Below are 21107 nucleotides of genomic sequence, written 5' to 3'. Positions count from 1 at the left end.
CGCGACCGGCGGTATCGGGGGAAGACGAGCAGGCGACGTGAAACCTCGAGCACCACGTCGATTAGGCCTGCCTGGCGTCCATCACAGCTCCATCTACCCGTTTTGCTGCCCCAATGCTCCACCCAGGAGCCTCGGAGGGCAAGGGCGAATCGGCGTGTGTCCGGTAAGCGATCGGTTTCCGGACATTCGGAGGCGCCGTTTAGCGCTGCGAATCACACGCAGATTCCTTCGATCCACCAAGGCGACCTGATTGGCGCAGCATTGTGCGACTTCAGGAAGCGAAGATTTCCTTGGCTACCGTGATTGCGGACATCGCCTTGGGCCAGCCGGCGTAGAAGGCCAGATGGATGATGGCTTCTTTGAGTTCGTTCTCCGTGAGGCCGTTGGTCCTGGCGCGTGCGAGGTGTCCGCGGAGTTGTTCGGTGCTGCCGCTGGTGACCAGGCTGGCGACCGTGACTAGGCTACGGTCCCGCGGGGAGAGCTCATTCCGTTCCCAGATGTCGTCGAAGAGCACGTTGTCGGTGAGTTCCACGAGTTTGGGTGCGAAGTCGCCGATGAGTTGCTGGGCGCGGGTTTGGTTTGAGTCGCTCATGATGGGTTCCTTTCGGGGTGTTCGTGAAGCAGGTTGTGATTGGACGCGGAGTGATCATCCGGTCTGGCGTGACTGGGTCTGCAGGAGCCGGGTGCGGCGCAGCCAGGCCTCGATAGCCGGTCCGGCGTCCTTGACTTCCTCGCCGAGCACCGCGAGCCCTTCGCCGAGGGCCGCCCCGTGGCAGGAGCGGGCGTAGTCCCGTTCGGTGGTGCCGAGTCCGCTCATGGCGTGGGTGGTGACGGGGTGGATGGTTTTGCCGGTGAAGTCGTAGCTTTCGCAGAACGTGCTCATGATCAATGGGGCCCGGACGTTCCAGATGCCGCTGGCCAGCAGCACGGTGTCGTACTCGTCGACGTAGGGCAGCGGGTTGGCGATGCGCGGGCGGGCGTCAGCGTTCTGTTCGCGGACATTGCGGGCGACAGTCGCGTCGTAGTCGTCGGGGTAGGGGTCGGCGGCCTCAATGCGGTGTACATCGCACGCTATGAGGCTGCTGATCATGCCGGCCAGCACCTCGGTGTTTCCGACGTCGAGGTTGGTGCGGCCCCCGTAGTAGTAGTTTTCCCCGGCACGGGAGAAGTAGGCAAGAAGGACCCGTCGGCCGTCCGCGGGCGCCGGCGTGTCCTGGGTGGAGGGGGACGTGGCTGTTTCTTGTGGGCGCATGGGTGCGTTCCGTTCTCCCGGGGTGCAACCCGAGGTTCCGGCGGCGATCAAGGCAACGCCCAAACTGCTGACGGCCGAACGTAAGACGGAGCGCCGGCTGGTTTCCACGCTCGTGATCATCACGGGTCTTTTCGGTTTGATTGCTTTGGGCGGCGATAGCGATCGGGGTGACGAAGAGACCTGTCCGTTAGGGTTACCGGGTTCGTCACCCTAACGGACGGTTGACCGGATCAGTTGTATCGGCGTCCGCCCAACCAGCTGACCATGGCGGGGTCGCGGTGATCGAAGAAGAGGCTGGCGCCGGTGTCCAGGGTGGCGATCTTGCCCATCTGCTCGTCGGTGAGTTCGAAATTGAAGACGTCGAGGTTCTGGGCCATGCGTTCCGGCCTGACGGACTTGGGGATGACGACGACCTCGCGCTGGATGAGCCAGCGGAGCACGACCTGGGCGACCGATTTGCCGTGGGCCTCGGCGATGGCGCTGAGGACCGGGTCGGTGAACAGGTCGTTCTTTCCTTCGGCGAAGGGGCCCCAGGACTCGATCTGGACACCGCGTTCGCGCATCAGCGCCTGATCGGCGGCGCGCTGGTGGAAGGGGTGGGTCTCGATCTGGTTGACGGCCGGGACGATCTCGTTGTGGTCGATGAGGTCCACCAGCCGGTCGGGGTGGAAGTTCGACACCCCGATCGCACGGGCCAGGCCTTCCTTGTTGATGTCCTGCATGGCCCGCCACTCGCTGTAGTAGTCCCCGAGCGGCTGGTGGATCAGGTACAAGTCGGCGTAGTCCAGCCCGAGGCGCTGGAGGGAGTTTTCGAACGCGCGCCTGGTGTCGTCCTGGACGTTGCCGGTAGGGGCGTGCTGGATCCAGAGCTTGGTGGTGATGAACAGTTCCTCGCGGGCGATGCCGCTGGCCTTGATCGCGGCGCCGACGGCTTGCTCGTTGCCGTAGGAGGCTGCGGTGTCCAGATGGCGGTACCCCGCTGTGAGGGCGGCTTCGACGGCGGCCTGGGTTTCGTCGTCGGGGATCTGGAAGACGCCGAAGCCGAGGATCGGCATCTGGACGCCATTATTGAGGGTCACGTTATTCATGGAATTTCCTTTTGGTTCGTGTGGTTATCGGCGGGTTTGGGTGTGGGCGGTTTCATAGTCCTGGTCCGTGACGGGTTCGAGCCAGGTGGCGCTCTCCCCGTTGTCGTGTTCGACCAGGGCAAGGTGGCACATCATGCTGTCCCGGGTGCCGCCGTGCCAGTGCTCCTCGCCGGGAGGGGTGTGGACCGTGTCCCCAGGGCGCATGACGATGACTGTGCCGTCCCGGGTGGCGACGATCCCGGTCCCGTCGGTGCAGTGCAGGGTCTGGCCCAGCGGGTGGGAGTGCCAGTTCGTGCGGGCGCCGGGGGTGAAGCGGACCATTGCTGCCACGAGTCTGGAGGGAGCCTGGCCGTTGTGGAGCGTGTTGAGGTAGACGTCGCCGGTGAACCGCTCCCTCGGGGCTTTAGCCGTGGGGGTGGTGGGTATGAGTTTCATGGTGTCTTTCTTTGACTATTGCCGTGACTGTTTTGCGAGCCGCAGTGGCAGGGTCGCTGCGATAAGGATGAGGAGGACGACGGCGGTGGTGCCGAAGCCGAGGCGGAGTCCGGTCGTGAAGTCGTGTCCGGCGAGCAGGGCGCCATAAATTGCGACGCCGAGGGAGCCGCCGAGCTGCCTGGCAGTGTTGATGACGCCGCTGGCGGTCCCTGCTTTCTCTCCCGGCACGTTGTCCATAACGAGCGCAATGATCGGGGGCACAGTGAAGGATCCGCCCACCCCGACCGGGACCATGGTGAGCGCCACGAGCAGGACCGGCGCGCCGGTGGGGAGCAGCCACAGTCCGGCCAGGCCCAGGGCCATGAGCAGCTGGCCGGCCGCGATCATGGCCACGTTCCCGAACCGGACCATCAACCGGGCCGCGAGCGGGTTGAGGAGGGCGACGAGCCCCGTCATGGGCAGGAACAGCAGTCCGGTCTCCATCGCGGTGGCACCGCGTTGCTGCTGGAAGTACAGGCTTTGGAGGAAGACGACGCCGTAGAAGGCGGCCATCGTGACGACGGCTATGGCCAGGGCAGTGGAGACCGAGTGAGAACGGAAGAGGTCCAGCGGGACCATGGGATGCCTTCCCCGGGCCTGCGCCAGCACGAATGCGGCCGCCGACGCCGCGCACACAGCGAACAGGGTGAGGATTCCGGGGCTTCCGTAGCCGGCTACCGCGCCTTCGATGATGCCATAGGTCAGGGCGGCCAGGGCCAGTACGGCGGTGATCTGCCCAAACCAGTCAAAAGGCGTTGGCCGCCGTGGCGACGGCGCGACGCGGGAGAGCACCATGAGTGCTGCCAGACCGACCGGTAGGTTGACGAAGAAGATCAGCCGCCAGTCGATTTGGGTGAGGATCCCGCCGAGTACCGGGCCTGCCGCCGCGGCGACGGAGCCGCCCAGGCCCCAGTACACGATGGCGCGCCCGCGCCCGGCCGGGTCATGGTAGGCCTCCCGGATGAGCGCCAGGGAGCTGGGGGTGATCATCGCCGCGCCGATGCCCTGCAGGATGCGGCCGGCGATGAGGACCAGCAGGCTCGGACTGAACCCGCACGCCAGGGACGCGGCGGTGAACAGGATCATGCCCAGGCCGTAGGCACGGCGGGCACCTGCTCGGTCGGAAAAGGTCCCCGAGAAGAGCTGCAGGGCAGAAAACATCAGTGTGTAGCCGGTGACGATCCACTGCAGGCCCGACAGGCCCCCTCCGAGGTCGTTCCTGATCCCGGGCAGCGCAACGTTGACGATCTGGGCGTCCAGGGCAACTACGAAGAACCCGAGCATGGCGGTCGCCAGCGACGCGCGCGGCCGGGCCCCTGTTCTCGAAGGGCTGAGAGTGGATACAGGCATGGTGTCCTTGCAGGAGGGGGGAACTGGACTCATTCAAGGAAACCAGCCCATTCCTGCGCGCGGGAGTACCTGCCGTGCGGTGTACTGGCAGTTCCTGTTAGACAGGACCGGTCCGCCGTAGCCTAGACGCCATGGACAACAGTAAAGACGTCCGCGAGTTCCTCATGAGCCGGCGGTCGCGCATCACTCCCGCCCAGGCAGGACTGCCCGCCTACGGCGGGACGAGGCGGGTGGCCGGCCTCAAACGCGAGGAAGTGGCCATGCTCACCGGCGTCAGCACCGAATATTACGCCCGGCTTGAGCGGGGGAACCTGCGGGGAGCCTCCGAAAGTGTTCTCGAATCCCTCGCCGCGGCCCTCCAGCTTGATGAGGCCGAGCGGGCCCACCTGCTTGATCTGGCTAAGGCGACCGCGCCGTCGCGGGAACCAGGAAGGCGCCGGATCCGGGCAGAAGTCCGGCCGAGCATTGAGCGGATACTGGCCGGCATGACCGGCACGCCCGCCTATGTCCGGAACACCCGCATGGACATTGTGGCCGCCAACAGTCTTTGCCTCGCCCTCTACGGGGACATCCTCAACCCCGAGACCCTGCCGCTGAATCTCGCACGGTTCATGTTCCTGGACCCGCGTTCCCGGGACTTCTTCCTCGAATGGGAGAGCATCGCCGATGACCTTGCCGCCGGGCTGCGCACCGAAGCCGGCCGCAACCCGCATGACAGGGCCTTAAACAGCCTCATTGGTGACCTTGCCACCGGAAGCACTGAATTCTCGACACGCTGGGCACGGCACAACGTCCGCTTTCACCGCTCGGCCCGCAAGACACTGCACAACCCGCTCATCGGAGACATCGAACTCACCGGTGATTCACTCGAACTCCCCGGAGAGGGCCTGACACTCATTGTCTACACCGCCGAACCGGGAAGCCACGCCCAACAACAACTCGACTTCCTCACGAGCTGGAGTCCAACCGGAAAACGTCCGGCCGAACCGGCTCCAGCCAACGCGAACACCCCAACCAGACCACCCGAAAGCAAGTCGCAGGACCGGCCATGAACGATACGGACCTGTATTGAGCTTCGTGCAGGCTTGGTAATCTGAGCCTAGCCGGCACCACCAGCCGCGCTACCAGGAGACACGAAATGCCCACCCTCAAGCCCAGGACCGCGGGGCGCCACCACAGCGAACCGCGGGTCCTCATCCAGGACGTGATCCCCCGAGCTACACACCTGGCTTTGACTGCCTAGGCCGGGGGAGGGTTCGCGTTGGCTGGCTCCGGTGCCATCCGCGAACACGGCATCATTGACCGCCCACACAGGACATTGACCTGTTCACATCCGTCACCAGCGGCGAAGCGTTTGCAGCTTCCACAACGAGACTCGCGGCCGCGATGAGCGAAGCCGGCCTCGAGATCGTGGTGCGTCGCAGCGCCGCGCAGTTCGCAACTTCTCCGTCACGTCACCGACCGGCCAAACCGTCGAAGTGGAACTCGGCGTCGACTGGCGCGCAGCCGAGCCGGTCACACTGTCCATCGGACCGGTCCTGAGTCTGGAGGACGCAGTAGGAAGCAAAAAGTGATGGGATACAAGTCGCATCAGGAAGGAGTTCACCCATGCGGGTTTTCGTCACCGGAGCGTCCGGGGGAATCGGATCGGCGGTCGTCCAGGAGCTCGTCGCCCACGGTCACGAAGTCGTCGGGCTGGCCCGCTCGGAATCGTCCGAGCGGAAGGTGGTCGACGCGGGCGGCACGCCGCTCCGCGGGAGCCTCGGCGATCTTGAAGTGCTCACGGCCGCCGCAACCCACGCTGATGGCGTGATCCATCTGGCCTTCAGCAATGACTTCGCCGATCTCGAGCGGAGCATCGCCGAGGAAGGCCTGGCTATGGACACCATCGGTACCGCTCTCGTTGGAACCGACAAGCCCTTCGTGATCGTCTCCGGTACGACGGCGGTGGAAGGCCGATCTTCAACCGAGCAGGATCCGCTGATCACGGCCGGGCCGGTCGGTGGCCGTGGGATCAACGCACAACGGATCCTCGATCTCGCCTCCCAGGGGGTGCGCACGTCGACCGTGCGCCTGCCCCGGTCGGTGCACGAGCGTTACGTCGCGTATGGCTTCGCCGGCATCCTGATTGCCGCGGCGCAGCGTTCCGGCGTGTCCGCCTATGTCGGCGATGGCAGCCAGCGCTGGCCGGCCGTGCACCGTCGCGACGCCGCGGCATTGTTCCGCATCATGCTCGAGAGGGGTGAGCCCGGCACGGCAGTGAACGCTGTTGCGGACGAGGGGGACACGATGTTATCGCTGGCGTCCGCGATCGGCGAGCAGCTCGGCCTTCCGGTCCGGCAAGTGCCGGCCGAGACCTTCGGACCGCTCGGGGCCATCTTCAGCGTCGACCAGCCCGCGTCAAGCGTCTGGACACGCGAGACCTTCGGGTGGGAACCGACGCACCCCAGCTTGCTCGCGGACATCGCGGCCGGAGACTACCCAGGCGCCTAGGGAAAAGCCCCGAGTGGCGAAAGGGGCTAGAATATAGTTAGCACTGCTAATTAGCGTCGCTAACCGTGGCTGGCGGCCACCCCTGGAGGCACCATGACTGACACCAATAAAGTTTCCCTGCACCCGACGGATGACATCCAACCGGACGTGCTCGCGATCGATCTGCGGACTGCCGTGATGCGCACGTCCCGGCGGCTGCGGATCGAGGCGAGCGGCGATGTCCTCACGCCGGGCCAGTACACCGTCCTGGCGCACCTTCGGAGCGGCTCCCAGACCCTTCGGCAACTGGCCGAGCGGGAACATGTTCAGGCGCCGTCGATGACCCGGATCGTGAATTCGCTGACCGAAAAGGGATTTGCGTCGCGGTCAGCGGATCCGGTGGACGGCCGCCAGGTCCAGGTGGGAATCACTCCGGCCGGTGAGGAAGTCCTGGACGAGGCCCGGAGCCAGCGGACGGCATGGCTGGCTCAGCGGGTTGCCGGACTCAGTGAGGAAGAGCGCCTGACGCTCAGCCGCGCGGCGCACATCCTGCAGGAGTTGAGCGCACGATGAGCGCCATGTTCCGGGCATTGGAAAACCGCAACTACCGGTTATGGGCCTCAGGAGCCATGGTGTCCAACATCGGCACGTGGATGCAGCGAATCGCGCAGGATTGGCTCGTGCTGACGGTCCTGACCAATCATTCCGGTACGGCCGTGGGTATTACCACGGGGCTGCAGTTCCTGCCCATGCTGTTGCTTGGTCCCTACGGGGGCGTGATTGCAGACCGATACCGCAAACTGAGGACCTTGCGGTGGACACAGTCGGCCATGGGCCTTTGTGGATTGCTTGTCGGGCTTCTGGTCCTGACCGGCTCGGCGCAGTTGTGGCAACTGTATGTGGCCGCCCTTTGCCTTGGAGTGGCCAGCGCCATTGACGGGCCGGCTCGCCAGGCCTTCGTTTCCGAACTCGTGGGGCAAGAGCATGTTGCAAATGCCGTGGCACTGAACTCTGCTTCCTTCAACACCGCACGGCTCACTGGACCGGCCATCGCCGGGGTCCTGATCGCCTGGATCGGCACGGGACCCGTTTTCCTGCTCAACGCGGCCAGCTTCGCCGCCGTCCTCGTCTCATTGTGGCGCATTCAGCCTTCCGCGCTGTTCCCCTCGGCACCGGCAGGCAACGGGAAGCATCCGGTGGTGGAGGGCCTTGGCTACGTGAGCCGACGCCCGGACCTGGTGCTCATTCTTGTCATGGTCGGGATCCTGGGCGCATTCGGCATGAATTTTCCCGTTACCAATGCGCTCATGTCCACGACGGCGTTCGGCATGGGGCCCGGGGAATTCGGCCTTCTGGGTTCCATCATGGCGGTGGGGACGCTGGCCGGGGCGCTCATGGCGGCCAGGAGGTCCGGCCCGCGGATGCGTTTTTTGCTGCTCGGGGCCATCACCATGGGCATCTTCACCCTCATCGGGAGTATCTCCCCGTCATTCTGGCTCTACGCAGCGTCGCTGATTCCGGTCGGCATCGGTTCCATGACCTTCCTGAACAGCTGCAATACGAGTATCCAGCTCTCGGCGGAACCACAATTCCGGGGGCGCGTGCTGGCGCTGTACATGGCCGTCATGCAGGGCGGGACCGCCTTGGGCGCCCCACTCATGGGGTGGATCGGCACTGAATTCGGTCCGCGCTGGGCGGTGGCAGTCGCCGGCACTGTTGTGCTGTTGACCGCCTTCTGCGCAGTGATCGTGGTCAGCCGGAAAAACGACCTGACCTTCCGCAGCCAAGTCCGGACCGTCTTCGTGCGAATGGCTCACCGGGATCGAAATATTCACGACGCCGAAACCAAGGAAGCTGCGTAATTCCACACAAAATGCGCGGGATCCGCGGTTGGACGGGCATAGTTAAGCTCTTGGGCTTGCACTTATGGGTACAGTCACCGCATGAATGCAGCACGGAAACGAACAGGGGCTTGACTTGGCAGGGAATGCAACCTTCAGGCACAGTAACACCGCGCTCCTCTCGGTGAGCTGTATCGAGGCTCCCAGGATCGTGAGTTCCACGGATTTCGACCGCAGGTTGGCTTCAACGCTGCAGCGGCTGAAGTTCCCGCCGCGGCTGCTTGAGCGCGTGGCCGGCGTCACGCACCGCCGCTGGTGGGCCGCCGGGACATCATTCGATGACGCCGCGGTCGAAGCCGGCGCGAAGGCCTTGGCAGAGGCCGGCGTCGAAGCGTCCGAAATCGGCCTGCTGATCAATACTTCGGTCACGCGGCGCAATCTCGAACCATCCGTGGCGGTGAAGATCCACCACGAACTCGGCCTGCCGTCGTCGGCCATGAACTTCGACCTGGCCAACGCCTGCCTTGGATTCGTGAACGCCTTGATCCTGGCGGCCAACATGATCGACTCCGGACAGATCAAGTACGCGGTCATCGTCAACGGCGAGGACGCCCAGGTGACCCAGGAAGCCACACTGGCCCGGTTGCAGCGGCCTGAGACCACCCGTGAAGACTTCGGCCGCGAGTTCGCCACCCTCACGCTCGGTTCCGGAGCTGCCGCAGCAGTCTTGGGCCCCGCGGACGAGCACCCCGGGGCGCACCGGCTTATTGGCGGCGTGATGCGTGCCGGCACGGAACACCACGAATTGTGCGTGGGAGGCATCGACGGGATGACCACCGACACGAAAGGGCTGCTCGACGGCGGCCTCCAGCTGGTCGTCGACGCCTGGCAGGAAGCCCAGCCGGAGTGGGACTGGGCCGCCATGGACCGCTACGTCACGCATCAAGTCAGCAATGCCTACACCCAAGCGATCATCAATGCCATTGACCTGGACGCGGACAAGGTTCCGATCACGTTCCCGCACTGGGGCAACGTGGGACCGGCCTCGCTCCCGATGACCCTGGCAGCCGAGGCGCAGTCGCTGAGCTCGGGAGACCGTGTGTTGTGCATGGGTGTTGGTTCAGGGCTGAACGCGGGAATGGTGGAAATCGTTTGGTAGCCACCCTCTGGCCCGGGGTCGATCCGGAGTGGTCCCGGACAATCGGCGTCCCGTCCACTTCCGCCGTCGATGCGCCAGGCACTGTGCGCCGCTGGCACGTGTTGGACAACGGCGCCCAGCTCTCCCGCCGCGGCCTGGCTCCCGCCGGCACCCTGCTGTGCGTGCACGGCAACCCCACATGGTCTTACCTGTGGCGGACCCTGCTGGCCGCCGGATCGGACGCGGCCCATCCGTGGCGCGTTGTGGCGGTAGACCAACTGGACATGGGCTACTCCGAGCGCAGCGGCACCTTCCGGCGCCTGGCGGACCGGATCAACGACCTGGGCGACCTCACGGACGCACTGGACCTGGACGGCCCGGTGGTGACGGTGGGTCACGACTGGGGCGGCGTCATCAGCCTGGGCTGGGCACTGGCGCACCCGCGGCAGGTCAAGGGCGTGGTGCTGACCAACACCGCCGTGCATCGCCCCTCCGATTCGGCAATCCCGCCAGCCCTCCGGCTTGCCTTGCACCCGCTCGTTCACCGGTGGGGCACGACGACGTCGGACGCCTTTCTGCGGGTGACACACTCGCTGGCGAACCCGCCGCTGCCCGCCGACATTCGAGACGCCTACATGGCCCCCTACCGCGGAGCCTCCCGCCGGGCCGGGGTAGGGAACTTTGTGGCGGATATTCCCGCGGATGCTTCCCATCCGAGCTTCCCTGCGCTCACACGCGTCGCGGAAGGGTTGCGCGGGCTGAAGGTCCCTGCCCTGATGCTCTGGGGCCCCCGGGATCCCATCTTTTCCGACCGGTACCTCAAAGACCTCATCACGCGGCTTCCGCACGCCGACGTGCACCGCTTCGAAGGCGCGGGACACCTCGTGGCGGAAGACCGGGACATTGCCACACCTGTCTTCCAGTGGCTTGCCGAGCACGGGAGTGTGATTGCAAGCGAGCCTGACAGAGTCGAAGAGCCAACGAGCGGCGGTCACGGGGGGAACGGTGCGGCCGGGCGCTCGCACGCGGATTTCCGGGCGCTTTGGGAATCGCTCGGCGAGCTCGCGACGGGACCGGCGAAGGAAGATATCGCCGTTGCGGAAATGGCTCCGGACGGCAGCGTCGGCCGTTCCCTCAGCTGGCAGCAGCTGGACCGGAACATCCTTGACCTTTCGTCGGGGTTGCGGGAAGCCGGGGTGGGGAACGGCAGCAGGGTGAGCCTGATGGTTCCGCCCGGAGTGGACCTGACCGTAGCCCTCTACGCATGCTTGCGGATCGGCGCGGTAGTGGTCGTGGCCGACGCCGGATTGGGAACCAGAGGCCTGAGCCGGGCGCTGAAGGGCGCCACCGCCGATTTCCTCATCGGAATCGACAAAGCGCTGGCGGCCGCCTCGGTGCTCGGCTGGCCGGGACGGCGGATCAGCGTCCGGGACCTACCGGCTGCCCGCCGCCGGATCCTGGGTGTCGAAACCTCTCTCACCGCCCTGGCCGGGCTCGGTGCCAAGCATGGTTCAGGCTTGCCCGTGCACGTTGTGGACCCGGATGCGCCGGCCGCCGTGCTCTTCACCTCAGGCTCCACCGGTCCGGCGAAAGGCGTGCTCTATACGCACCGGCAGCTGGCCGCGATGCGCGATACGCTGGCCGAAACTTTCGGGATCCGCCCCGGTGCCCGGCTCGTGGCGGGTTTCGCCCCGTTCGCCCTGCTGGGGCCCGCGCTCGGAGCTGTTTCGGTGACGCCAGACATGGACGTTACTGCGCCCCGCACCTTGACGGCCCGCGCGCTCGCGGACGCAGCCGCGGCCATCGACGCTACCGTCGTCTTCGCTTCTCCGGCTGCGCTGCGCAACGTCCTTGCCACCCGGGATGACGTGAGCGGGGCAGGGCATCCAGCCCTGGAAGGTGTCGGGTTGCTTCTCTCTGCCGGCGCGCCCGTCCCGGAACGGCTCTTGGCGCAGGGGCAGCAGCTGCTGCCCCGGGCTTCGCTGCATACCCCGTACGGGATGACCGAGGCGCTGCCTGTCACCGATATCAGCCTCGAACAAATCCAGGCCGCCGACGCCGAAGCCGCCGCCGGTACGGTTGCGGGAGCAGGCAACGGCGTGTGCGTCGGGAAGCCCGTGCATGGCGCCAGCGTGGCCGTCGTCCCACTGGCTGCGGATGGGACCGCACCTGGATCCCATGCAGTGACGGAAGCTGGCGTGACCGGGGAAATCCTCGTCAGCGCCGCACACGTCAAGGAAGCCTACGACAGGCTGTGGTTGACCCAGCGGGGGAGCATCAGCCCGCCCGGATGGCACCGCACTGGCGACGTGGGCCACTTCGACGACGCCGGACGGCTCTGGGTGGAAGGACGTCTCGCCCATGTCGTGACGGCGCCCGGGGCGGTGGTGACGCCCGTGGGTGCCGAACGGGCGATCGAAAGCCTCGACTGCGTCCGGCTGGCCGCCATCACCGGCGTCGGACCGGCAGGGACCCAGGCCGTCGTCGCCGTCGTCGAGACCGTCCCTCCCTCCCGCAAAGCCGGCCTTGCTGCGCCGGCGCTCGCCGCACGTGTCCGCGAGGCAGCCCTTGAGGCTGGCGTCAAGGTCTCCGCTGTGCTCGCGGTCCCCGCGCAGCCCACCGATATCCGACACAACGCCAAGATCGACAGGACCCGGCTGTCCCGCTGGGCTTCACGGGTGTTGGCCGGCGGCCGGCCGGGAGAGCCGTGAGGGTCCTCGTCACCGGTGCGAGCGGGCTGCTCGGACGGGAAGTTGCCCGGCTACTGGTCCGCCAAGGCCACGTCGTGGCCACGTTTCAGCGCCGTCCCTCAGGAGTCGACGGCGCGACGGACTTCCGCGGTTCCCTGACCGACGGTGCGGCACTCCGGAGAGCAGTCGAAGGCTCGGAGGGAATCATCCACCTGGCCGCGAAAGTATCCTTCACGGGCCGTGCAGCGGAGTTCGACGAGGTGAATGTCGAGGGGACCCGCAATGTGCTCCATTCCGCCCGCGCGGCCGGGGTACGGGACGTAGTCTTCGTCTCCTCCCCGTCGGTGGCCAACTCCGGCACCTCGATCGTCGGGCTGGGGGCGGAGCCAGCCGACCCGCAGCATGCGCGCGGCAACTACTCCCGCACCAAGGCCGAAGCTGAGTTGCTGGCGCTAGCAGCGGACGCTCCGGACTTCCGGGTCGCCGCGGTGCGCCCCCATATCGTTTGGGGCCCTGGCGACACCCAGCTCGTGGAACGGGTCCTGGCCCGCGCCAGCCGCAACCGCCTCCCGCTGCTCGACGCCGGTGCGGCCCTCATCGACACCACCTACGTGGACAACGCCGCCTCGGCCATCGTCGCCGCGCTGCACCGCATGGAACATGTCCATGGCCGATCCGTCGTCGTGAGCAACGGCGAGCCACGCCCGGTCGGCGAACTGCTCGCAGGCATATGCGCAGCAGGGGGCGTCGCCGTGCCGTCGTGGACCGTGCCGGGTGCTGTGGCGCGGGCGGCGGGAGCTGTGGTGGAAAAACTCTGGACCTGGACAGGGCGCCGAGAAGAGCCGCCGATGACCAGATTCCTCGCCGAGCAGCTCTCCACCGCCCACTGGTTCGACCAGCGCGAAACCCGTGAACTCCTCGACTGGACGCCCGCGGTCTCCCTTGATGAGGGACTGGCTCGGCTGGCCGAGCACTATCGAGGCGCCGTGGGCTAAAGCTGGGGGTCGGAGGTGAGCGCCCTGCCATTGTCGAGCCGCCCCGCAAGGATCCGAACGAGCTTCGGATCCGCCGCAGCGGTGAGCTTGAGGTCGTACCAGCCCCCCTGCGTCGGGATCACCACGGTCTTGGCCTGGCCCGCGTTGAGCGCGAGCTCCTGCGACCCGGCGCCGTACGCGTCAGTGAGCGTGAGCGCGGCCGCAGCCGAGCCCGCGTTCTCGATCCGGAACCGCGCGTGGCCAGCCATCCCGTCGCGGGTCACTGCGACGCGGACGTCCGCAGCCGCCGTCGTGCCCGCGTAGCGGCGGTACCAGCCGGCCGGGCCGTGCATCTGCACGTCGTACTCGGCGCCAAGCGACCAGGACGCGTCGAGGGCCGCACCTGCGCCGATCGTGTACGAGTAAGGGCCTGACGGAAGGAGGTTCGAGCGGACCTGCACGTGCGCGCCGAGGGAACCAGTGTTGGACCAGTGCGCGGAGAGCCTGCCGCCCGCCACCGTGGCCGCGACGTCGAGCGCGTAGCCGAGCGGGCGCGACGGGCGGCTGCCCTTCTCCTGGACGGGCATCGAGTTGACCGCGGGAGGCGTCGGAACGTAGTTGGGGTGCCGGTTCTGGTCCGCGGGCTTGAACGCGGACGTGTCGGGGAGTGCGGGGGCCGCGCCGCCGCTCGAGGCGAAGTCGAACGCGCTCGTGAGGTCACCGCACACGGCGCGGCGCCAGGCCGAGATGTTCGGCGACTTCACTCCGAAGCGGGTCTCAAGGAACTGCACGATCGACGTGTGGTCGAACGTCTCCGAGCAGACCCACCCGCCCATGCTCCACGGCGAGACGACGAGCATCGGAACGCGCACGCCGAGGCCGTAGTGGCCCGGGACGTCGGACTTGCCGGAGAACGTCATGCGGCCGTCGTACCACTCGCCCTCGGTCGAGACCGTGGACGCGCCGGGGATCTGCGAAGTGTTGGGGTGCGGCGGGACCACGTGGTCGTAGAAGCCGTCGTTCTCGTCGTACATGAAGAACACAGCTGTCTTGCTCCAGACGTCCGGGTTGGACGTGAGGATGTCGAGGATGTTCGCCGTGTACCAGGCGCCGAAGTTCGGCGGCCAGTTCGAGTGCTCGGTGTAGGCCTCCGGGCCCACGATGTACGAGACCTGCGGCAGCTTCCCGCTCGCAACGTCCTCGCGGAAGATCCGGAACAGGTCGTCGCCGGCCTTCGCGTTCGTGCCGGTCAGCGCCTTCTCGTAGAGCGGGCTGCCGGGCTTCGAGTTCTGGTACTGCGTGAGGTAGAGCAGCGAGTTGTCCCCGTAGTTGCCGATGAACGCGTTGCTGGTCCAGCCCCAGTAGCCCGCCGCGTCGAGGCCGTCGCCGACGTCCTGGTACACCTTCCAGCTCACGCCGGCCTTCTCGAGCTCCTCGGGGTACGAGCTCCACGAGTATCCGACCTCGGCGTTCCACAGGTCGGGACCTCCGGCCTTGTAATCGTTGCCGTCCCAGCCGGTGAACATGTAATAGCGGTTCGGGTCGGTGGGGCCGAGGATCGAGCAGTGGTACTGGTCGCAGATGGTGAACGCGTCCGCGAGGGCGAAGTGGAACGGGACGTCGCCGCGCTCGTAGAACGCCATCGTGGCCTCGGACTTGGCGGGGAGCCACTTGTCGTACTTGCCCATGTTGAAGGCCTCGTGGGTGAGCTTCCACGAGTGGTCGAGGTCCTCCATGAACTGCATCCCGAGGTTCGGCGCGGTCGGGTGGTAGGGGAGGATATCCCGAGTTCCGTTGTTCTGCGCGAAAGCGTCCTTCCCGCTCGGGAGGATCGCCGGGTGCGGGTCCCCAAAGCCGCGCACGCCCCTGAGCGTGCCGAAGTAATGGTCGAACGCGCGGTTCTCCTGCATGAACACGACCACGTGTTCGACGTCTTTGATCGACCCGGTGGCACGGTTGGCGGGGATGGTGGCAGCGCGCGCGATGCTCTCGCCCAGCATCTCCGCGATTGCGGCACTCGCCGCGCTGGCCCCTGATAGTTGAAGAAAACGTCGACGGTTGAGACCCGACATGAGCTGCTCCCAGTGCTTGGCTTTGTTGACGAATTACCCCCGACCGACTCTTCCATCACCAGGCAAAGGCTGGGTGCAGGGAAGGCAAATTTTGGGCAACATGCCACGTCCGGGTGTCACGTAAGGTTGTCAGGTTCGCTGTTGATGAAAAAGGAGCTCTAGTGAAGTCGTTTGCCTGTGGTGATGTGGTTCCCGGTTGCGAGGCCCGCTGGGTGTGCAGCACAGACGATGAAATCCTGGTCAACGTGGCTGCCCACGCCGCATCCGCGCACGGAATGGACGCACTGCCGGCCGACGTCGTGCAGGCAATCCACAGAGCCATCGTCCCCGTTAGTTGAGTCACGAGCCAGGAGGCCACGTACCCGGCACCGGGTCCGCTGCCGGCCCGGACTGGCCGGAGAACCTGTCCGCTGCTTGCCGCGGCGAGGGCCTTTCGGCGGCGTACCAGCCCATCACTGACACTGCCCGCGGCACGGTGGTGGGTTACGAAGCGCTCGCCCGGTTTCCGGGCTTCCCTGAAAAGAACCCCGAAGCGTGGTTTGCCGCCGCACGCGCACACGGCCGGTCGGCCGATCTCGAGGCTGCAGCCCTGCGGGTGGCGCTCAAAGCACGCCCGGTCCTGCCGGCAAACTGCTTCATGAGCCTCAATGTCTCGCCGGAGCTCTTGCGGACCGAGAAAATCCGGGAGATTTGGCGCGGCCAGGGAAACCTTGGCGGACTCGTGATCGAGCTGACCGAGCAAACCCCGATTGACTCCTATCTGGAGCTCGAACCCGACCTCAACCAGCTGCGCGCCGCAGGCGCCCTGATCGCCGTCGACGACGCCGGTGCCGGCTATGCGGGGCTCCGTCACCTCCTTGCGTTGCGGCCCTCGCTGATCAAGATTGACCGGGAGCTCATCCAGGACGTCGACCGCGACGAAGCCAAGCGCGCACTGATCTCCATGCTCGGAACGTTCGCGAGCCGCGTGGATGCCTGGATCCTGGCAGAGGGCGTGGAGCGGGTGGAGGAACTGGACGCTCTTGTTGCCCTCGGAGTTCCGCTGGTGCAGGGGTATTGCCTTGCCCGGCCGGGGCCGGCGTGGGAACAGATCGACCTTGACGTCGCCCACCGCCTCGCGTCGAAACCGCCGGTAACCCACCGAAGCACTGTGCGTGACATCGTGGAACCAGCGACGACGGCCACGAGCACCGCAGCCGCGGCTGCCGCGTTCGACGGCGCCCGGGACCTGCTGATGGTGGTGCTGCTCGGGGAGCACCGGCGGCCGGTCGCGGTACTGGACCCCACGACGGCAGCGCTGGGGATGATGACTCCGGGGATGAAGGTCAATCTCGACACACCGCTCAGCGAGGCGCTGGCGCGTTCCATGACCCGGACCCAGGACACCCGGTTCAGTCCGCTGCTTGTCACGGACAACGCCGGCCGCTTTGCCGGCGTGGCCCGCATGGAACGGATGATCACGGCCCTCGCCGAGGCGGACCCTGCCACGAAGGACCAACAGCAGCCATGATGTGTTCCTGTCGCCCGGCCGCGGCGGGTCCGGCTTTCAACCGCCTGCGGTCCCGCCCAGGGAATGGCTCTTCTTCTCAGTCTTTCGGGCGGTGAGGTAAAGGCGATGCGCGGTGATGACCAGGACCAGCCACGCGGCGCCGAGGGTCCACGCCGCCAGGACATCCGTGAGCCAGTGGTGACCCAGGAACACGCGGCTTAGGCCGATGGTCAGGGCGAAGAGGGCAGCGCCGGTCACCGTCCAGGCGCGGGCCCGGCGGGAGCGGCAGCGCAGGATGATCAGATAGGCGACAATTCCGGCGATCACGAACGAGTTGAGCGAATGCCCGCTGGGAAACGACGGCGAATACTCGTAGGGCGGTACAGCATCACTGAGCGGCGGCCGGGCCCGGCCGATGAGCTGCTTGCCTGCGACTGTCATGAGCAGGGAGCCGGCCGCGGCTGTCACGATGAGGATCGCCGGGGTCCAGGAACGGCGCCGCAGAACCAGAACGGCCGTCGCGATCACCGCAAGGATCGGCATCCCGATTCCTCCACCCAGATCGGTGTATGCAGTGGCTGCCGCGTCCAGCGCGGGGCTGCGCAGGGTCATCGCTGCTTCAAGGACCGGGTGGTCCAGGGCGGCGACGCCATCTGCTTCTGTTACCGCCTCATATACAAGGCCTGTCGTGAAGGCCAGCAGTGATGCGACCACGGCTCCGGCAGCCAGGATCAGGATCAGCACGCCATAGGGGCCGAGCCGGGCGCTGACGCGTTGCGCGCGGGAGGCAAGCCACCTGCCGGCAGGTGTCTTCCACCGGGCAAGGTCGGCGTCACCGACGAACCGGTCGTCAGTGAGTTCGCCCGCGCCTCCGGCTGACTCGTTGTCCGACGTGCCTTCGGGGTGAACACCCATCGTCTTCCGCCTTCCATTGCGCATGGACTTGATCAGTAAGGTTACCTTCTATGCTGTTTGCAGACGGGACATTAGAGGATCGGCCCCCGGGCCCCCGGAAGGAGCACCGAGTGGACAACGACGCTGGTAGCTGGTTCCTGAGCCGCGCTGAGCGGGGGAATCTGGCCACGGAGGTGCACTCAGGCGGTGCGGGTTCTCCATCGTGGTCCGACGGCAACCTCGTGCGGCCCTTGATTCACGGATCGAGCTACTTTGCCCGATTGCATGAGGAACTGACTGCCCTGCGGGCGGGAGACCGCGTGTGGTTCACCGACTGGCGCGGCGACGCGGACGAGCGGCTCCTGGAAGACGGACCGACGATTGGTGACTTGCTCGCCGGACTGGCCCGCTCGGGGGTGGAAGTGAGGGGCCTTGTCTGGAGATCCCACGGAGAACGGGTATCGGCCCCGATGAGCGGGCGATCCAACGAACTCCTGAGTCGCAAGATCAACGACGCCGGCGGAGAGGTGCTGTTGGATCAGCGTGTGCGCCTGTTCGGCTCCCACCACCAGAAGATGTTCGTCATCCGGCGTCGTGACGATCCGTCGCGGGACGTCGCGTTCATTGGCGGTCTCGACCTTTCGCACAGCCGCCGGGACGACGCCGGCCATGCGGGGGACCCGCAGGCGGTGTCCATGGATCCGCGGTACGGGAAACGTCCCCCGTGGCATGATGCCGCGCTCGAACTGCGTGGACCCGTGGTGGCGGATGTGCTGGCAGTGTTCGCTGAACGGTGGAACGACCCCCATCCATTGGACCGGCGCACCCCGTACCGGATGCTGCTGCAGCGCCTGGCCCGTATGCCCCGGCACCCCGAGCCGCTCCCTGCGGCTGCACCGCCGCCACCGGCGGCCGGCCCCCATTCCGTCCAGCTCCTGCGCACCTACGGGGTGAAACGTCCGCCGTTTCCGTTCGCGCCCGAGGGGGAACGCAGCATTGCCCGCGGCTACGCGAAAGCCTTCGCCCGCGCCCGCTCGCTGATCTACATCGAGGACCAGTACCTGTGGTCTACCGAGGTCGCGGCCGGAATCGCAGCGGCCCTCGAACGGAACCCCGAGCTGAAGGTGATCACCGTCGTGCCCCGTTACCCCGACTCCGACGGCCCACTCGCGGGGCCGGCAAGCCGGCTCGGGCAACTTCGCGCCCTCAGGATGTTGCGCCGGGCTGCCCCCGACAGGGTCGGCGTGTTTGACCTGGAGAACAGCTCCGGAACTCCGATCTACGTCCACGCCAAGATCTGCATCATCGACGACATCTGGTTCACCTGCGGTTCAGACAATTTCAACCGCCGATCCTGGACCACTGACAGCGAGCTCACCTGTGCCGTAGTCGACACCACTACCGGGGAACCGCCCGGCTCAGATAACGGCCACGACGCTTCCCGCCCGTTGGCACGCGGGCTCCGGCGCCAGCTCTGGGCCGAACACCTGGGCTTGGACCAGGACGATCCCGTGCTCCACGACCCGGCCGCCGGGCTCAAGCTGTGGAACACCGCAGCCGACGTTCTCGACCACTGGCATGAATCCGGGCGCCGCTCGCCCCGCCCCACCGGAAACGTGCGGCACCACACCCCGGAACCCGTGCCGTCCCTCCAACGTCTGTGGGCAGATCCGCTCAGCCGCTTCGTCGTCGACCCGGACGGCCGTCCCCGGCGGCTGCGCGGCACTACCCGGTTCTAGCAAGGAAGAACCACAGCGCCACACCATAACTGATTGCGAACCATCTCTTTCGACGTGCCCATGGCCCTTCGGCGAATCCTGGCATAAGGTTTGACCCACTACCCGCTGGCTGAAGTGAGAACCAATGCCGCTTGCCCGTGCTGGACATCGAACGGCCGCTCATCGTGCCTGTGTCCCCGCCGCGCCCCCCAGGGTGCCGGCATGCGGGCGGTGCGGCCCGGGGTTTCCCCTGACATTCCATGAGTATGTTCCGGCGGTCTACGCCGTCGATGGCAGCGGATTACGGCCGCCGTCGGCAAGCTACAGCTGCGCACGGTGCGGTACGAAGGACAGCCATCAGGTTCCGGCGGGCTGGGCCCCTCCCGAGTGGCAGTGGTACTCCTAAGCCAGATACGACAGCGCTGCAGCCACGTGGGTTTGGACGCCTAGGGACAGGGTCGGGTCGATCACCGGCGCGAAGAGCGGCGAGTGGTTGGCCGGTATGTCCCGGGCCACTGTCCCGCGTTCGACGGCGGCCCGGTAGCTTCCGGGGTCCACGCCGCCCAGGAGCCAGAACGTGTATGGCACGCCGAAGGCGTCCGGAATGCGGCTGAAGTCCTCCGACGCTGTCTGCGGCACGGCCTGGCGCACGGAGTCCGCCCCGAAGCGGTCCAGGAATGCGGCCCGGACCTTCTCTGTCACCGCAGGGTCATTGCTTGTGAGCGGGAACTGGTCGTAGTACTCGAAATCGGGGTCGTGCGGCGATCCGGCGGCGGAGCATTCGCCCTTGACTATCCGCTCGATGGCCGCGAGCACGGACGCGCGGACCTGGGTATCGTACGTGCGGATGTTGAGCAGGAGGGTGGCGCGGTCGGGGATGATGTTCGCCGTCGCTCCGGCGTTGAGCGCCCCCACCGTGACAACCGCGAAATCGCCCGGCTTGGTCTCCCGCGAGACGATGGACTGCAGCCGTAGCACGATGGAGGAAGCCAGCACCACGGGGTCAACCGACATATGCGGCATCGAGCCGTGCGCGCCTTTCCCGTACACGGTGATCCTGAGCGAATCGGCGGCGGAGAGGACAGGGCCGGCCTTGGTGGCGACCATCCCCGCCGGGATCGGCATCACATGCTGGGCGAAGGCGACGTCGGGCCGCGGCACTTTGGCGACGAGTCCGTCGTCGAGCATTGCTTGGGATCCGGCTCCGATCTCCTCCCCGGGTTGGAACAGCGCGATGTACGTCCCGGACCAGGCTGTGCGGGCGTCCGCCATGAGCTTGGCTGCGCCGAGCAGTGCGGCGACGTGAAGGTCGTGCCCGCACGCGTGCATGACCCCGTCCACGGCCGAGGCATAAGGCAGCCCGGTCGCCTCGGCGACGGGCAACGCGTCCGTGTCCGCGCGGGCAAGCACTGTTGGGCCGTCTCCGTTTGCAAGGATTCCGACGACGCCGGTGCCCCCGACGCGGGTTACGGCATAGCCGAATGCCGCGAGTTTGCCCTCGACGAGCTTCGAAGTCCTCTGCTCCTCAAGGCTCAGTTCGGGGTGCCTGTGAAGATCGATGTACGTGTCCCGGATCCAGCCGAATTCTGCTTCAAGGCCTGCCAGGACTGTTTCACAACTGTTCATGGACCATCGCTCCCGGTAGAAGTTCGGAG

General features: G+C 66.5%; 19 protein-coding genes. 11 read left to right on the top strand and 8 right to left on the bottom strand.

Going from position 1 to position 21107, the window contains the following annotated elements; genetic code table 11:
- Positions 1-271: 271 nt before the first annotated feature.
- On the bottom strand, positions 272-592 hold the full coding sequence (locus BMF89_RS07240) for a carboxymuconolactone decarboxylase family protein (RefSeq protein WP_078106397.1): 321 nt from the start codon (positions 590-592) through the stop codon (positions 272-274).
- A 54-nt stretch (positions 593-646) separates the two neighbouring features.
- Positions 647-1252 (bottom strand): flavodoxin, encoded by a 606-nt coding sequence (locus tag BMF89_RS07235; protein ID WP_253190740.1) that lies wholly within the window; start codon positions 1250-1252, stop codon positions 647-649.
- On the opposite strand from BMF89_RS07235, the gene BMF89_RS22385 reads away from it, so the two are divergent.
- On the top strand, positions 1251-1466 hold the full coding sequence (locus BMF89_RS22385; protein ID WP_253190739.1) for a hypothetical protein: 216 nt from the start codon (positions 1251-1253) through the stop codon (positions 1464-1466). The genes BMF89_RS07235 and BMF89_RS22385 overlap by 2 nt on opposite strands.
- Before the next feature lie 16 nt (positions 1467-1482).
- On the opposite strand, the gene BMF89_RS07230 is transcribed toward BMF89_RS22385, so the two are convergent.
- Genes BMF89_RS07230 through BMF89_RS07220 form a run of 3 tightly spaced genes read right to left on the bottom strand, consistent with a single transcriptional unit; the run spans position 1483 to position 4164 of the window.
- Positions 1483-2340 (bottom strand): aldo/keto reductase, encoded by an 858-nt coding sequence (locus BMF89_RS07230; RefSeq protein ID WP_078106395.1) that lies wholly within the window; start codon positions 2338-2340, stop codon positions 1483-1485.
- 24 nt (positions 2341-2364) lie between these two features.
- Entirely contained in the window at positions 2365-2775 is a 411-nt protein-coding gene (locus tag BMF89_RS07225; RefSeq protein ID WP_078106394.1) for a cupin domain-containing protein, read from the bottom strand.
- 15 nt (positions 2776-2790) lie between these two features.
- Entirely contained in the window at positions 2791-4164 is a 1374-nt protein-coding gene (locus BMF89_RS07220) for an MFS transporter (RefSeq protein WP_078106393.1), read from the bottom strand.
- Between the two features lie 131 nt (positions 4165-4295).
- Here BMF89_RS07220 and BMF89_RS07215 point away from each other — a divergent pair, with 131 nt between their 5' ends.
- The 7 genes from BMF89_RS07215 to BMF89_RS07185 all read left to right on the top strand — a co-directional run bounded on the left by BMF89_RS07215 (position 4296) and on the right by BMF89_RS07185 (position 13300).
- A complete protein-coding gene (locus BMF89_RS07215; RefSeq protein WP_078106392.1) occupies positions 4296-5216 on the top strand; it encodes a helix-turn-helix transcriptional regulator in 921 nt (306 codons plus the stop codon).
- 556 nt (positions 5217-5772) lie between these two features.
- Positions 5773-6657, top strand: a complete 885-nt coding sequence (locus BMF89_RS07210) for an SDR family oxidoreductase (protein WP_078106391.1) — start codon at positions 5773-5775, stop codon at positions 6655-6657.
- Positions 6658-6750: 93 nt separating this feature from the next.
- The gene (locus BMF89_RS07205) at positions 6751-7209 is read left to right on the top strand and encodes a MarR family transcriptional regulator (RefSeq protein WP_078106390.1); all 459 of its coding nucleotides are present in this window, start codon (positions 6751-6753) and stop codon (positions 7207-7209) included.
- Positions 7206-8498 (top strand): MFS transporter, encoded by a 1293-nt coding sequence (locus BMF89_RS07200; protein WP_078106389.1) that lies wholly within the window; start codon positions 7206-7208, stop codon positions 8496-8498. The genes BMF89_RS07205 and BMF89_RS07200 overlap by 4 nt, the downstream gene beginning before the upstream one ends.
- An 85-nt stretch (positions 8499-8583) precedes the next feature.
- Positions 8584-9636: a 3-oxoacyl-ACP synthase III gene (locus BMF89_RS07195; RefSeq protein WP_078106388.1), complete on the top strand. Its 1053-nt coding sequence runs from the start codon at positions 8584-8586 to the stop codon at positions 9634-9636.
- Complete coding sequence (locus BMF89_RS07190) at positions 9630-12326, top strand: alpha/beta fold hydrolase (RefSeq protein ID WP_078106387.1); 2697 nt, start codon at positions 9630-9632, stop codon at positions 12324-12326. Before BMF89_RS07195 ends, BMF89_RS07190 begins: the two co-directional genes overlap by 7 nt.
- Entirely contained in the window at positions 12323-13300 is a 978-nt protein-coding gene (locus BMF89_RS07185; protein ID WP_078106386.1) for an NAD-dependent epimerase/dehydratase family protein, read from the top strand. Before BMF89_RS07190 ends, BMF89_RS07185 begins: the two co-directional genes overlap by 4 nt.
- On the opposite strand, the gene BMF89_RS07180 is transcribed toward BMF89_RS07185, so the two are convergent.
- Positions 13297-15351 (bottom strand): phosphocholine-specific phospholipase C, encoded by a 2055-nt coding sequence (locus BMF89_RS07180; protein WP_078106385.1) that lies wholly within the window; start codon positions 15349-15351, stop codon positions 13297-13299. The genes BMF89_RS07185 and BMF89_RS07180 overlap by 4 nt on opposite strands.
- Before the next feature lie 161 nt (positions 15352-15512).
- On the opposite strand from BMF89_RS07180, the gene BMF89_RS07175 reads away from it, so the two are divergent.
- Complete coding sequence (locus tag BMF89_RS07175) at positions 15513-15689, top strand: DUF1059 domain-containing protein (RefSeq protein ID WP_078106384.1); 177 nt, start codon at positions 15513-15515, stop codon at positions 15687-15689.
- Entirely contained in the window at positions 15686-16861 is a 1176-nt protein-coding gene (locus BMF89_RS07170; RefSeq protein WP_078106383.1) for an EAL domain-containing protein, read from the top strand. Before BMF89_RS07175 ends, BMF89_RS07170 begins: the two co-directional genes overlap by 4 nt.
- Positions 16862-16897: 36 nt before the next feature.
- Here BMF89_RS07170 and BMF89_RS07165 read toward each other — a convergent pair whose 3' ends face one another.
- Positions 16898-17755, bottom strand: a complete 858-nt coding sequence (locus BMF89_RS07165; protein WP_078106382.1) for a phosphatase PAP2 family protein — start codon at positions 17753-17755, stop codon at positions 16898-16900.
- 110 nt (positions 17756-17865) lie between these two features.
- Between BMF89_RS07165 and BMF89_RS07160 the strand changes: the two genes are divergently transcribed.
- Positions 17866-19473, top strand: a complete 1608-nt coding sequence (locus BMF89_RS07160) for a phospholipase D-like domain-containing protein (protein ID WP_171983424.1) — start codon at positions 17866-17868, stop codon at positions 19471-19473.
- Positions 19474-19854: 381 nt separating this feature from the next.
- On the opposite strand, the gene BMF89_RS07155 is transcribed toward BMF89_RS07160, so the two are convergent.
- The gene (locus tag BMF89_RS07155) at positions 19855-21078 is read right to left on the bottom strand and encodes an amidohydrolase (protein ID WP_078106380.1); all 1224 of its coding nucleotides are present in this window, start codon (positions 21076-21078) and stop codon (positions 19855-19857) included.
- Positions 21079-21107 lie beyond the last annotated feature (29 nt).

The sequence above is a fragment of the Arthrobacter sp. SRS-W-1-2016 genome (assembly GCF_002009585.1).
Lineage (GTDB): Bacteria > Actinomycetota > Actinomycetes > Actinomycetales > Micrococcaceae > Arthrobacter > Arthrobacter bambusae_A.
This window is presented reverse-complemented; position numbering and strand designations above follow the sequence as displayed.